The organism is Sphingobium agri (genome assembly GCF_023051225.1).
In the GTDB taxonomy this organism is placed as follows: Bacteria; Pseudomonadota; Alphaproteobacteria; order Sphingomonadales; family Sphingomonadaceae; genus Sphingobium; species Sphingobium agri.
The window spans coordinates 194517-208736 of record NZ_JALKHS010000010.1; the positions used below are offsets into that span (position 1 = coordinate 194517).

Sequence of the window (14220 nt, forward strand, 5' to 3'; positions counted from 1 at the left end):
CCGTCTTACGCCTCGTCGCCGAGGCCAGCCGCCCACTCCGGTTCAAAAGGTATCGAACGATCCTGACGCACCCATGCCGGTTGCCCATAGATCGACTGTCCACCATCGACCGACAGGTTGGCTCCGGTGATGAACCCTGCTTTATCGGAACACAGGAATGCGACAGCCTCCGCAATGTCTTCGGTCAGGCCCAAACGGCCGATCGGCGTCTTCTGCAACAGGTCGCGGCGTACACCCGGCTTTCCGACCATCCATTTGGTCATGGCCGTTTCTATGACGCCGGGCAGGATTGCGTTAGCCCGGATGCGGTGGATACCCAGTTCCGCCGCCATGGTCTGAACCAGCATCAGCAGGGCCGACTTGGTCACGCAGTAAGCGCCAATCTGATCGGCGTGCCGAACCGCCAGAGAGGATGAGATCACCGTGATCGAGCCACCGCTGCGGCGCTCTGCCATCAGCCGCGCAGCTGTCTGGCAGATGTGAAAGGTGCCGCTCAGATTGATGGCGACATGCCGGTCCCAGACCGCCGGATCCATCTCCAGAAAGCCGGTGAACTTGGCGTATCCGGCATTGGCGACCGCCACATCGAGACGGCCGAAATGGGCGCGCACCTTTTCCATCGCCTGATCGACCTCATCTCTATCGGTCTGGTCGGCCGCTAGGACGAGGCAATCACCCGGCATCTCCTGCCGGAGGGCCGCGGCCGTGGCCTCGTCGCGTTCGAACAGCGCCAAGCGATGGCCGGCATCCGCCAGCCGCTGGCAGATCGCGCGCCCCAGTTCACCCCCTGCTCCGGTGACGAGGGCGACCCGCCGTTCATCCACAGCAGCCGCTCCTGCACTCACCGTCGCTGGCGCCCAGGCGCGGGTTGATGACGTCCACCGATTGCCTCAGCCAGCGGCGCAGGCGGCCCGCTGCACGTACATCGCCGAAATCGAAGCTGACCGGCGTGACCGAAACATGCCCCGCCGCGACGGCGCTGGCGTCGGACCCCGGCCGCATCGTGAACACGGGATCGCGATCGACGTTGGTGAGAAAGGTGTACCAGCCGTGTCCACTGTCGGTTTCAACCGCCTCATAATGGCCTGGGTCCCAGACACGATGGTCAAGCGCGGTGATCTTGAGGCGCCGGTCCTTCAATATGCCGGGCGCATTGACATTCAGGATGCTGCGCGGCGGCGGCGGGCTGGCTATCATCCACGCCGCCAGTTCAGCGCCCACCTCACTGCACCAGCCATAGTCATAATCGGTAAGGTCGACCAGACGGAAGCGGCCGTCACGCGCCTGCTGCGAAATCGACAACGCCGGCAGTCCGAGCAAAGCTCCCTCCGCCGCAGATCCGAAGGTGGACGAATAGGTGGCGTCGTCACCTAGGTTAGCACCCTCATTGATGCCGGATACAACTAGGCGGACATCTTTGGCCAAGCCTGACAGGATCGCGGCGCGTACGCAGTCGACGGGCGTGCCGTCGGCGCGATAGATCGGATTGCGATCATCGCCGCCATCGCGGGTCATCACGACCGGCTTGCGGAAGGATGCAGACCGGGACGTACCGCTGCGTGGCCCGTCCGGCGCCACGGACAGGACATTAAGGCCCGCATTGATCATCGCGTCGCGGATGGCAGCCATGCCCCCTGCCTGATATCCGTCATCGTTCGTCAACAGAACGTCCATGATAACCTCACTCATCGAAAGCTGCTCAAACTGGGGCGGTCTGGCCGAAGCTCCTCTACGCCCGGCACGGTCGCGGGCTTGCCGGAGATTGCCCATTCCGCCACGCACATGCCCAATATCGATCCGGACGTGACGCCAACGCCACCCAGTCCGCCGACTACCAGCACGGAAGGATCGGCTTCATACGGCCCGACCTGAAAACGATCGTCCATGCTGATGGGATAGAGCCCGAACCAGCCGTTTGAAAATCCGAAGTCGTCCATGCCCATCCGCTCTGTCAGAAGAGTTGCGACAGTGATCAGATGATCGTCGCCAGATGGCGGGCTGAAGCTGTCGGGATCCACATCAAGCCCGTCGATGGCTTCATAAGTATGAAGTCCAGCAATCAGGCTGTCGGGACCATCTTGCCTGAAATATAGGCCCTCGCCCTCCTGCCCTGGCATGTAGAGATTGACCATCGGAACAGTATAGTCAAGCTCGCGAGGCAGCCGAACCAGAAAGACTTCATGCACCTGCGGCTTGATTGGTACGGCATGTCCCAGCAGCTTGCCGACATTCCCAGCCCATGCGCCCGCAGCATTGATCACGATATCGGCTTCGACCAAGCCTTTGCTGGTTTCCAGCCGATGCACCCTGCCCGTCTTGGAATGAGAAAGCACGTCAGTCTGCACGCTGACACGCGCGCCCTTTTCCTTGGCCTCCTCAAGCAGGGTCGTGCACAGAAGATATCCGTCCAGATGCCCGTCCGTGGGCCCGAAAAGCCCGCCCGCAAGGTCATCCACGCGCATGTCGGGCACTAATTGCCGGAGCCCCTCCCGGTCGATCAGGCGGGAATCCATGCCGCCCAGTTCCCGCTGCACCTTCACCGCTTCGGCCAGCCGGTCCATATGCTCATCCGTATAGGCGACGCGGACGTTGCCGATTTTCGCAAGCGGCAGCTCGCGCTCCCGTTCCAGCCGCAGGAACAACTCCTTCGCCCGGATGCGGATCTCTATGTCGAGCGGGTTGAGCGTCTGGTAATTATAGACGCCGGCGGAACGGCCGGACGAACCGCTGGCGGGGGCGTCCCGCTCCAGCACGATCACGTCAGCGCCAAGTTCCGCTGCACGAAGGGCGGCGCCGCAGCCGGCAGTGCCAGCGCCGATGATGGCAATCCTTGGACGGGTCACTGCTCATCCTCATCATTGGGAAGGGAACGATGGACATGAATGTCGGCTAGCGTGCCGCCATCGACAACCAGATCGGTGCCGGTGATGCCCGATGCTGCGTCACTGGCGAGGAAGGTGACCGCGCCGGCCACCTCATCGACAGTCACCATGCGCTTGATGGGTACGCGTTTGAAGTCGTGCAGCATGTGTTGCAACATGGCGGGCCGCAGTGCTTCTTCCGCCATCTTGGTGTGCACCCAACCCGGACTGACGGAATTGACGCGAATGCCATATTCGGCCAACTCGATCGCGGCGCTCATGGTCATGCCGCGCAGCCCGAACTTCGCGGCCACATAGCTCGCGAAGGGACCATCCGCCGCATGCGCTTCGATCGACCCGATGTTGATGATGGCGCCGCCGCGACCTTGGTTGCGCATCTGCCGCGCGACCCTCTGCGTCATGAAGAAGACACCATTCAGGTTGACGTCGATCACCCGCCGCCAGCCCGCCTCTTCGATGTCGAGGAACGCCGCTTCATGGGCGATGCCGGCATTATTGACGAGGATGTCCAGCCGCCCATGGGCGTCCAATGTGCCGGAAACAACTTTTTCGACGTCGCTGGTCGATGCGACATCGCCCGGATGCACGCTCGCCCTGCCGCCCATGCTCTCGATCGTCTGCGCCGTGGCTTGAAGAGCAGCGGGGTTGCGCCCGCTCAGGGTGATCGTGGCCCCGCGTTTCGCCAATGCGACGGCGATCCCTTCGCCAAGCCCCCGGCCTCCGCCAGTGACCAGTGCGACCTTGCCTGCCAGATCCTCGCTCATGCAGCCTCCGATCTATCGGCCATCAGGTCGCGAATGCGCAGCTTCTCACCCTGGCGGCCATTTTCAAGGCGATAGACCCCCAGCCCGCCGCCGCCGAGACTGACGCGCCGAAGCGCCGCGAAAAATTTCCCGGGCGACAGGGCTTCGGGGGCGAATACGCCACCGCGTGGCGTGTCGCCTTCCGCCAGCATGATCACCCCTGCGGCGGCTGGAACGCCCGTCGCCTCTTCCATGCTGGTGTCCGCACCCGAAGCGTAGCGCAGCCCGTTGCCGTTGGTATGAACGTCGATCTGCAGCCCGCTTCCGATGCGTTCGCCACCCTTGAAGCGAGTAAGAAACTGCTGGAACGCCCTGACCAGCATGTCGGTACGCTGCTCCGTGCTGCCGGGCTGCTGCTCGTCCGCCACGGCGGCAAGAGCCGCTGCCACCGCATGCGCGTCGATCGGGGCGATGGCCCCATAGTTGACCGCCCGTTTAACGGGCAGGAAGCGGGGAACGGTAAGCGGCTCTGGATGGGCCAGCTTCACCACCGTCTGCCGTCCGACCGACCCTGGAAAATCGACGACGCGCGAATCCATTTCGCCGGGAAGTGGAACGGGGTGAACCGTGCCATCAAAGTCGACCAGATTGAAGCAGTGCCAGAAATGCTTGGTCGCCGCCTCGGTCATGTCCTTGGCATCGACCACCCAGGCGATCTCGACATCGTCCGCGCCGTTCAGATGATCGACCGCCAGGCGGATCAGGATATTCGACACGCCGGGCGTCGATCCCAATCCGATGATTGCCGTTACGCCCGCCGCCTTGGCGGCATCGTCGCGCGACAGGATCGGAACCGTGATGTCGGCGTCGTCACAGATATCGAGATAGTCGGTTCCGGCGGCGATCGCCGCATCCAGGACAGTAAAGCCCGTGCGGTAATAGGGGCCTGCCAAGTTCGCGACGATCGCCGTCGACCGCATCAGCATGTCCAGCGTGCCACCGTCGGCCAGCGGATCCTGCTCGCGGGTCTGCATGCCGAGCGCCCGAGTTGCAGCCAGGGTTTCGGGCCTCCACGCCCGATCGATCGCAAGCCAGCGGGCGACATCGGTGCCCCGCGCGGCCGCGGCCAGCATGGCCTGCGCCTGCCGCCCCCCTGCCCCGATCACCACGACGTCAAATTCACGTTTCATCAGATCCTCCCGAATTTGCGCTTTGCTGCTCGAGCGTCCGGATGACGGCATCCCGCACATTCCGGCGATCCACCTTCCCGGACGCGATGCGGGGAAATGGATCGAAAACCATGAAGTGGGCCGGCATTGCGTAGGCGGGCAGCCGGGCAGCAAGGAAAGAGCGGGCGCGGCTTTCGTCGAACGCCCGGCCAGGCCTGATCTCGATCGCCGCGACGGGCACTTCCTGCAACACCGGATCAGGGATGCCGATCACCACGCAATAGCCGATCTCCGGCAGTTCCGCGAGCAGGCACTCCAGATGGGACGGCAATATCTTCTCGCCGCCACGATTGATCACATCATCCCGCCGTCCGTGCAGGAACAGGCGGCCAGCGTCGTCGAACCGGCCAAGATCGCCTGTCCGCAACCATTTACCGAACAATTTTTCCCCGTTGGCTTCTGGACGCCGCCAATATTCCGTCATGCGTGTGGGCCCCGCGACCCAGACCTCGCCGGACGCCCCCTGCGCAACATCCCGGCCATCTTCGCCCACCACCCGCAGTTCTGCGAAAGGCGCGGCAAAGCCGACGGACTCGCCAAAGTTGGTAATCATCTCGGGCGGCAGGAAGCTGCACGCGCAACCAAATTCCGTCAGCCCATAGCCATGGACAAGCTCAAGATGCGGCCAGCGCTCCAACATCTCCCGCGACCACGCGGCGGGCATCGGCGATCCACCGAACAGGACGGTTCGGGCCGGTCCGAACACCGCGTCCGCATCGTCCAATATCATCAGCATGCGCAGCACGCTGGGTACGGCAGTGACGAAGGTCGCGGGCGCGGCCTTGAATGCGGCGACCGCTTCCTTCCGGTGGAATTCCTCCACCAGCATCGTCTCGCCACCCGCCAGCAGCATCTGCCCGAACTGGTCGATGAAACCGGTATTGTGGAACATGGGCGCGATCACGACGGTGCTGTCGGCACTGGTCGCGCGGAAGAACAGACGGAAGACTTCGGACGCCGTGCACAAGGCTTCGGTGCTAAGCAACGCCCCCTTGGGCTCACCAGTGGTTCCGGAACTGAAGCTGATCAGCGCGGGCGCTTCTCCCGTCACGAACTCGGGCAAATCTTCCCACGCGGACATCGCCACGGCCATGGCCTTTTCCATCGGCAATACCGATATTGGTGCCTGGGCAAGAAGCGATGCGTGCCGTTCGTCCGCAATCGCCACCCGCGCCTCTAGCAAGCCGACCAAGTCGGCCATCTGCAATGCGCTGATGCGATTATTCGCGGGAACGGCGATGGCGCCAAGGCGCATCACGGCGAGATAAGCAACCACCCATTCAATGATGTTGAGGCCGACGATGATCACCCGGTCGCCATTCTGTACACCGGATGAGCGAAGGAACCGCGCATAGTCTTCCGCTTTGACGGCGAGGTCTTGATATGCGACCGCTCTTTCGCCCTGCCGCAGGGCGATCCGCGCCGGCGTTTCATCCGCCCAGTGGCGAAGAGCATGCCAAAGCGTTGCGAAAGGCGGCATCAGAAACGCGCCCCTTCCCGCACATAGGCAGCGGCTTCCAGCATCTCGGCAAAGCTTGCCTTCGCCCAGGCATTGCGGGCTTGGGTCAGGTTGGAACTTGCATAGCCCTGATAGGTCCAGCCATCAAGCGGCGTCGTATGGGCGGACAGGATCGGTTCGGCCATGGTCGCCCAGGCCGCTTCCCGCACACCCGCTACCGCGCGCATCAGCGCAACGCGGGCGCGTTGACTGTCATCGACCTGCGGATCGTACAGGCGCAGAAACTTGTCCGTCTCTTCGTCCGAAAGGCCCGCCTGACAGGCGAAGCTGGCCATTTCGAACGCGACCCAGCCCATTCCGGCATAATCCCAGTCGATCAGGCGCAGCCGGTCGCCGACGATGAAGTTCTGCGGCACAAGGTCGCTGTGACAAAATGCCCGCGGAGCATCGATAGCGGCAAAAAGCTGCGCGATCTGCCTGACGCGATCATACATGTCCGGAAACTCGGCGGGCCGCGCCGCGCCTTCCGCGTCGCCCAGCTTCACGAAATGCGCGGCATCCTCGAAGGGTGAAAAAGCGCGGCTGGAGGTCGGCTGCGCATGGAGGCTACGCAGCGTCTCCACGACCTTGCCCAGCAAATCCTCTTCTCGCATGCGCGCGGGCGTCATGACGCCGCCCGTCAGGAACGGGCACAGGAAATGCCCCTCCGGCAATGTCGATGCGAGGATCTTGGGAGCAAGATCTGCGCGCGCCGCATCGCATTGCGCCTGGATGGATGCGGCGCGGTCAACGCCCCACCGCTCCGGCTCAGGCGCACAGACGCGCAGTGCCAGCGCGTGGCGTGATCCTTCCAGCTTCAGGTTGACGTTGCTGCCGCCCCCGCTCATCGCGCTGATCACATAATCATCGGCCAGATCGGGCAGCGCCCACTGCGACAGGATGCCGCTCACCTGTTCCTGCAACGCCGGACTCATTTCCGGCGCAAAGCAGAGCTTCATGCCAGAAGCGACGGTCACAGCTGATATCCATGGCTGATGGCGACATGCTTGAGCGCCGTATGCTCCTCGATCGCGTGGATCGACAGGTCGCGGCCGATCCCTGACAGCTTGAACCCGCCAAAGGGCATTTCCGCCGCCGTGGGTCCATGATCATTGATCCACACCGATCCCGCTTCGATCAACGCAGCGCATTTGACGGCACGGTTGATGTCCCGCGTCCAGATCGACGCTGCCAGGCCATAGGCCACATCATTGGCCTTTGCGATCGCGTCATCTTCGTCGTCAAATGTGCTGACGACCAGCACGGGGCCGAACAATTCCTCCTGGACGATGGCCGAGCGCTGGTCAGCGCCGGTGACGATCGTGGGCGTGTAGAAGGCGCCGCTGCCTTCCCCACCGGTGACGATCCGGGCGCCTTCGCCCGCGGCCCTTTCCACCTGCCGGGCGATATTGTCGCGATGGCGCTGAGACACTACCGGGCCCATCTGGACCGAGGGGTCGAGGAAACCGTTGCCGACAGTCAGTCCTTCCGCCATCTGCACGAGCCGTTCGGTCACTTCGCCGAACAAAGCCTTCGACACATAGATACGGGTCGCCGCGGTACAGTCCTGACCGGAGTTGCGAAACGCAGCACCGCGCATCGTCGCTACGAACTTGTCGAGATCGGCATCGTCGAACAGGAGCACGGGCGCCTTGCCGCCCAGTTCCAGATGGACCTTCTTCACCATGTCGGCGGCGTCGCGCATTATGGTCTTGCCAGTGCTTGTGCCACCGGTCAGCGAAACCATAGCAACGTCAGGATGCCGCACCAGCGCCTTGCCGACACTGTCGCCGCGGCCAGTGACCACATTGAGGACACCAGCGGGGAATATGTCCGCCGCGATACGGCCGAGCAACAGGGATGTCAGTGGCGTCTCGTTCGTCGGCTTGAGCACGACCGTGTTGCCTGCCATCAATGCGGGACCAAGCTTCCAACTCGTCAGCCCCATGGGATAGTTCCAGGGCGCGATCGCGGCCACGATGCCCAAGGGTTCGCGCCGCACCATACTTGTGATGCCCGGCTTATATTCATCGCACACAGGCGCCGTCAGCGCCCGGCCGGCGCCCGCGAAGAAGCGGTATTTATCGGCTGCGGAGAACATTTCCGCCCGCGCGTCGGCCAAAGGCTTGCCCACATCGCGCGCCTCCAGTTCGGCGAACTGATCGGCATTGGCTTCGAGCGCGTCGGCCAGGCGCAACAGCATCGCTGCGCGATCCTTCGGCGTGGTAGCCGCCCAGGAACGCCGCGCGTCCTTCGCCGCGCTCACCGCCGCCTCTACCCCCGCTTGGCCGACATCGACCATGTCGGCGATCTGATCCCCTGTAGCAGGCTCGATAACCGCCTCGACCTCGCCTTCACGCCATTCGCGGTTCGCGATCGTGGGGAATAAATCCAATGACATCGCTCCAATCCTCTCGGTCAATTGCAGGTGATCTAGCCAGGCCGTTTTGAAAGGCGCCCCAGGCTGTCCGCCTTGATGAAATTCTGGGACGCTTCGCCTGCGCCGGGCAATCCCCATTCTTGCGGACTCGCCGGGAAAGCGAGTTTGCAAATGGGTGCGGTGGGAAAGCTTCTTCGGATCTCCACCATGCGATCCCCTACCCCTTCCGATGCAAGCCCCGCTTCAGGGAAACGGTAACCTGGCACTCATGTTTTAATACGAATATGTATTCATGCTAATAGGATTCGGATCGTGGTGTCAACCGGTAGATTTTTCCTCTCCATCCTCTTTTAGACCCTTTACCGCTTTGGTTTGGTCAAGACCGCTTCCAGTCATATGAGATATTGACAGCCGACATTTTAGATACGAACATACGTTCATAGTAAGAGATGCAGGAGTCGAACCTGCGCTTGTTGATATCTACTCGATCAACAAAGGGAGCGAAGGGTATGTCGAAGTTGAAAGACCAGTTATGCAGGCACGGCGGCTCCAGCCTGGGAGCACTTGCCATGATGATGACCTTGCCGGCCGCGGCGCTGGCCCAGCAGACGGAGGAGCCGGCGGGGGCATCTGCTCCCGCTCAGGGCATCCAGGAAATCGTTGTCACAGCACAGCGCCGCGAGGAAAATCTTCAAAAGGTGCCGGTGTCGGTTACGGCCTTGTCGGGATCGGATCTGCAAGCCAGGGCGATCGTCGACAGCACGGACATCGTAAAGCTGGTGCCCGCCCTCAAATATAATTCCTATAGTCCTTCGACGACCGTCTATAATCTTCGTGGCGTATCGCAGAACGACTATTCCGATCAGCTGGAACCGCCGGTCGCGGTATATCAGGATGATTCCTATCTCAGTTCCATGGCGACCGCAGGCTTCCCCCTGTTCGACATCGAGCGGGTGGAAGTATTGCGCGGTCCCCAGGGCACGCTTTTTGGTCGCAATGCCACGGGCGGCGCCATCCAATATATCTCGCGCAAGCCCACCGATGATTTTTCGCTCAACGCTTCGGCGACATGGTTCAGCGACGGCGGCTATGCGGTCGAGGCAGGCGCTGGCGGCGCCGTTTCCGACACACTGGCCGCCCGCTTCGCCATTGCTCGAGTCCAGAGGGATGGCTTCGTCAAGAGCAACAATCCCGCGATCGGCGACAGCGGTGAAACCAACCAGTTTGCGGGCCGTGTCCAACTTCTTTGGAAACCCACGCCCAACCTCAAAATATTGCTGCGTGCCATGCGGTCACGCGATGACAATTCCATTGCGGGTGGCACCTACACTTACACGCCCGCCGTGCCGGCCGATCATGGCCGCGGCGTGACACAGTCTCCGACGGATGATTTCTGGGGCACTGGCCCCGGCGTCGATCCGAACGGTTATGTAAAGCCGGCAAGCTATGGCACTTATGAGAACAACAATAATATCCCGTCCATCTTCAGCCGCACGATCCAGGCCTATTCCGGCCGGATCGACTGGACCGTGGGGGATGTGACGATCATCTCGATCACCGATTATCAACGGATGAGGAAATTTTATCAGGAGGATTGTGACGGAACGCCGTTGAACGGCTGCGTCTTCGCTCCGCGCACCAATCTTCATCAGTTTTCTCAGGAATTGCGCGCTGAAGGCGATACCGGCCGCCTCCGCTGGGTCGCGGGCGTCAACTATATCGACATTGACGGCCATTACCAATCACATGCCGAATATAATCTGATCGCGCTCGACTATTTTTCCACCGGAAATTCCGACTATTCGATTCGCACCAAATCGCCTTCGATATTCGCGCAGGGCACATATTCGCTGACCGACAAGCTAAAGATGACGCTCGGCGCGCGCTACACCCGTGACAAGAAGACCGACGACTACCGTCTTGATTTCACCTCGACCAGCGGCGGCGTAACCGATAACCAGATCATCGAGTTCAACCCGTCCCTCTACCCGGATGACGCGCGCAAGCGCTACAATCTCTATTCGGGCAAGATCCAGCTGGACTATTCGCCCACGGACGACATCTTGCTGTTCGCAGGTGTCACGCGCGGCACGAAGTCAGGCAATTTTTCAGCACCGGTTTCTGCCCCCGTGGTGGTGTCGCGCTTGCCGCATGGACCCGAAGTGCTGTGGTCTTATGAAGCCGGCTTCAAGTCCAAGCTTCTGGACAATCGCCTGCTGATCAACGGCTCCGCCTTCTATTATGACTATCATAATTACCAGGCTTTCTCGCTGATCGATCTCGTCCAGACGATCAGCAACCATGACGCGTGGGTTTATGGCGGCGAACTGGAAATAACGGCCGTGCCGACGGAGGGCCTCAATATCTCAGGCGGCCTTTCCTATTTGAAGAGCAAGGTCAAGGATATCGGGCTGCCCGACGGGACGGTCACCGACAGCCGCCTGCCCCAGGCGCCTCGCTGGTCCGGCAATGCGAGCGTCAGCTACACCCTGCCTGTGGGATCAGGCGACCTGACGGCCCGGCTGGACGGGACGTTCACCAGCGGCTTCTGCTTCAGCGTCGTGTGCGCCCCGGTGGAACGCGAAAAGGCATATCAGACGCTGGATGCGAGCTTAAGCTACAAGTTCGATCCCTTCACCCTGACCGCCTTTGCCAAGAATGTCACGGGAGAGAAATACCGCACCTATGCGCTGGATGTTTCCAGCCTGGGCTTCCTGGAAAGCATCTACACGCGCCCTCGCTACTATGGCGTAACATTGTTAGTGAATTACGGAAGATAAGCATCAAGGGGAGAGCTGTTTCGATGGCTCTCCCCATTGATCCGGCGGTCCGAAGCATCAGCGCCACATAAGGTTGCCGGTCAGCAAGCCTGTCCTTGCTGAACCTGCTTCTTTCAGCCTTCAAGATATGTTTTCAAAGCGGGCAACCAGGCGGTTCGCAACGCTTGCGCGTATGGGTAAGCCGCAAAGCAGCTTGTCCCAGGTGTTCAGACTGATACCCAAGACTTCCGTTATATGTTGTGGCTTCCGGCAATGCACGCGGAGCGCCAGCCGTTGCACAAGCGCCGGGTCGACATGCCGCAATGTGGTGCGACAGCTTAATGCCGTGGAGTCCGGCGCCTGCCTTGAGCAGTCGACGTCCTGCATGTCCATCAGAACAGCACGACGCTGCGGATGCTCTTGCCCGCATGCATCAAATCGAACGCGGTGTTGATCTCCTCCAGGCCAATCACATGGGTGATCATCGGGTCGATCTCGATCTTTCCGCTCATATACATGTCGACGATCTTGGGCACGTCGGTTCGGCCCTTGGCGCCCCCGAAAGCCGTCCCGCGCCAATTCCGGCCGGTGACGAGCTGGAAGGGACGTGTGGCGATCTCTTTGCCCGCCTCGGCCACACCGATGATGATCGACGTGCCCCAACCGCGATGGCAAGCTTCCAGCGCGGTGCGCATCACTTCGGTATTGCCCGTCGCGTCGAACGTATAGTCCGCGCCACCGTCTGTCATCTCTACCACCCTCGCCACCGTCTCCTCGCGCGATAGGCCCCTGCTGTTGAGAAAATCGGTCATGCCGAACTTACGGCCCCATTCCTCGCGGCCAGGATTGATGTCGACGCCGATGATCTTGTTGGCACCGGCGAGGCGTGCGCCCTGGATCACGTTGAGACCGATGCCGCCGAGCCCGAAGACGGCAACATTGTCACCTACCTGCACCTTGGCCGTGTTGATCACCGCGCCCACACCCGTCGTGACACCGCAGCCGATGTAGCAGCTGGACTGGAAAGGCGCATCCTCGCGGATCTTGGCCACCGCGATTTCGGGCAGAACCGTGAAGTTGGAGAAGGTCGAACAGCCCATATAGTGGAAGATCGGCTGCCCTTTGTATGAAAAGCGGGTGGTCCCGTCGGGCATCAGCCCCTTACCCTGCGTGGCCCGGATCGCGGTGCAGAGGTTAGTCTTGCCGGACAGACAGCTTTTGCACTGGCGGCACTCGGGCGTATAGAGTGGAATGACGTGATCGCCCGGCTTCACGCTGGTAACGCCCGGTCCGACTTCTCGCACTATTCCGGCGCCCTCATGGCCGAGAATAGAGGGGAAAATACCCTCGCTGTCGAAGCCATCCAACGTATAGGCGTCCGTATGGCAAACGCCCGTCGCCATGATTTCCACCAGCACTTCGCCCGCGCGGGGACCTTCCAGGTCAACCTCGATAATTTCAAGCGGCTTCTTGGCTTCGAGCGCAACAGCGGCACGGGTCTTCATCTCGTTCCTCTCGGTGATCAATGATGGAAGAGAGAGCAGGACTCAGCGTATACGCTCGCGAAATCCGCCCCCGCGCTTCCATCGCCAACATTCGTTGATACTGTTGTAGCGCCATTTCAAATCAGTGATAATATGGTCATTGTGCACAGCTTTGTTTCTCTGTTGGGATAATCAAGTGTCCGGATGGGACGGAATTGACGAATTCATCAGCGTCGCGACGCTCGGTTCGTTCACCCGCGGAGCGAAGGCCTTGGGCGTGTCGACCACTCATGTCAGCCGATCGATCAAGGCGCTGGAGCAACGGGTTGAGGCCAAACTGTTTCACCGCACAACTCGCGCCGTCAAATTGACCCACACGGGTCAGGTGTTTTTTGAACGCTGCGAGCGTATCGCCAGCGCCCGAGATGAGGCCATCGCGTTGATCGCAGATCGGAGCACACCTCAGGGGGAATTGCGCGTAACTTGTTCAACGGCGATAGGTGAGCGGTTCGTGGCACCTATCATTAACCGCTTTGCCATGCAGCACCGTAAACTCGCTGTTTCGATTGAGCTTTCAAATCATATTATCGATATTGTCGGTGAAGATTTCGACCTGGCAGTTAGAACAGGCACAATGACCGATCCACGCCTCATAGCGAAACGTGTAGCGTCTCGTCGTCTCTACACATGTGCGGCACCTGAATATCTTGCTTCGGCAGGACGTCCGGTTGGTGTTGAGGATTTGACGGGGCATGAATGCATCGCGGGGTCTGCAAGTGCTTGGTACTTCAGGGTCGGCGATCAGCAAGTGATTCACCAGCCCAAGGGCCGTTTCAAGTGCAACAGTGGACATGCCGTGATGGAGGCCTGCGTTTCCGGAATGGGCATCTGTCAGCTTCCCGACTTCTATGTTCTGCCCTATCTTCAGAACGGCATGATTGAGCTTTTGCTAGAAGATGTGCAGCCCGACGATGAACCGATCTGGGCCGTCTATCCGCGACGGAAGCATCTGCTGCCCAAGGTTAATCAGGTGGTGGACTGCCTTATCCATGAATTGGGTCCCGCGATGAACAGCCGGTACGGATCACCTGATCCCTCGAAATAGGCATCAATGCAGATGGTGCAGCGGACTTGCGTCGGCGCTCACCTTGTCGAACCTCTCGATTGGACAATTGGACGATCAGCGCTGGCCTCCCTCTGTCAGCCTCCCGGCATCACTCATATCGCCACCGCCAGATACTTGGG

Annotated in this window: 11 protein-coding genes; 2 read left to right on the forward strand and 9 right to left on the reverse strand. The window is 61.0% G+C overall.

Annotation, left to right across the window (positions count from 1 at the left end; translation table 11 throughout):
• Positions 1–5: 5 nt before the first annotated feature.
• Genes MU848_RS13575 through MU848_RS13610 form a run of 8 tightly spaced genes read right to left on the reverse strand, consistent with a single transcriptional unit; the run spans position 6 to position 8753 of the window.
• Entirely contained in the window at positions 6–824 is an 819-nt protein-coding gene (locus MU848_RS13575) for an SDR family NAD(P)-dependent oxidoreductase (protein WP_201516259.1), read from the reverse strand.
• Positions 817–1689, reverse strand: coding sequence for a 5'/3'-nucleotidase SurE (gene surE / locus MU848_RS13580; protein WP_201516260.1), 873 nt, complete (start codon positions 1687–1689; stop codon positions 817–819). The genes MU848_RS13575 and surE overlap by 8 nt, the downstream gene beginning before the upstream one ends.
• A complete protein-coding gene (locus MU848_RS13585) occupies positions 1686–2843 on the reverse strand; it encodes an NAD(P)/FAD-dependent oxidoreductase (RefSeq protein ID WP_201516261.1) in 1158 nt (385 codons plus the stop codon). The genes surE and MU848_RS13585 overlap by 4 nt, the downstream gene beginning before the upstream one ends.
• Entirely contained in the window at positions 2840–3646 is an 807-nt protein-coding gene (locus tag MU848_RS13590) for an SDR family NAD(P)-dependent oxidoreductase (RefSeq protein ID WP_247233262.1), read from the reverse strand. The genes MU848_RS13585 and MU848_RS13590 overlap by 4 nt, the downstream gene beginning before the upstream one ends.
• Positions 3643–4815, reverse strand: coding sequence for a saccharopine dehydrogenase NADP-binding domain-containing protein (locus tag MU848_RS13595; protein ID WP_201516263.1), 1173 nt, complete (start codon positions 4813–4815; stop codon positions 3643–3645). The genes MU848_RS13590 and MU848_RS13595 overlap by 4 nt, the downstream gene beginning before the upstream one ends.
• On the reverse strand, positions 4805–6334 hold the full coding sequence (locus MU848_RS13600; protein WP_201516264.1) for a class I adenylate-forming enzyme family protein: 1530 nt from the start codon (positions 6332–6334) through the stop codon (positions 4805–4807). The genes MU848_RS13595 and MU848_RS13600 overlap by 11 nt, the downstream gene beginning before the upstream one ends.
• Positions 6334–7329: a phosphotransferase gene (locus MU848_RS13605; RefSeq protein WP_247233264.1), complete on the reverse strand. Its 996-nt coding sequence runs from the start codon at positions 7327–7329 to the stop codon at positions 6334–6336. The genes MU848_RS13600 and MU848_RS13605 overlap by 1 nt, the downstream gene beginning before the upstream one ends.
• A complete protein-coding gene (locus MU848_RS13610) occupies positions 7326–8753 on the reverse strand; it encodes an aldehyde dehydrogenase family protein (RefSeq protein ID WP_247233266.1) in 1428 nt (475 codons plus the stop codon). Before MU848_RS13610 ends, MU848_RS13605 begins: the two co-directional genes overlap by 4 nt.
• Positions 8754–9301: 548 nt before the next feature.
• On the opposite strand from MU848_RS13610, the gene MU848_RS13615 reads away from it, so the two are divergent.
• Positions 9302–11512 (forward strand): TonB-dependent receptor, encoded by a 2211-nt coding sequence (locus tag MU848_RS13615; protein WP_247233268.1) that lies wholly within the window; start codon positions 9302–9304, stop codon positions 11510–11512.
• Between the two features lie 371 nt (positions 11513–11883).
• Here the strand turns inward: MU848_RS13615 and MU848_RS13620 are convergent, their stop codons facing one another.
• Positions 11884–12996 carry an S-(hydroxymethyl)glutathione dehydrogenase/class III alcohol dehydrogenase gene (locus MU848_RS13620; protein ID WP_247233275.1) on the reverse strand — a complete coding sequence of 371 codons (1113 nt, stop codon included), beginning with the start codon at positions 12994–12996 and terminating at the stop codon, positions 11884–11886.
• Positions 12997–13171: 175 nt separating this feature from the next.
• Here MU848_RS13620 and MU848_RS13625 point away from each other — a divergent pair, with 175 nt between their 5' ends.
• Positions 13172–14080 (forward strand): LysR family transcriptional regulator, encoded by a 909-nt coding sequence (locus MU848_RS13625; protein ID WP_247233284.1) that lies wholly within the window; start codon positions 13172–13174, stop codon positions 14078–14080.
• The last annotated feature ends 140 nt before the right edge of the window (positions 14081–14220 follow it).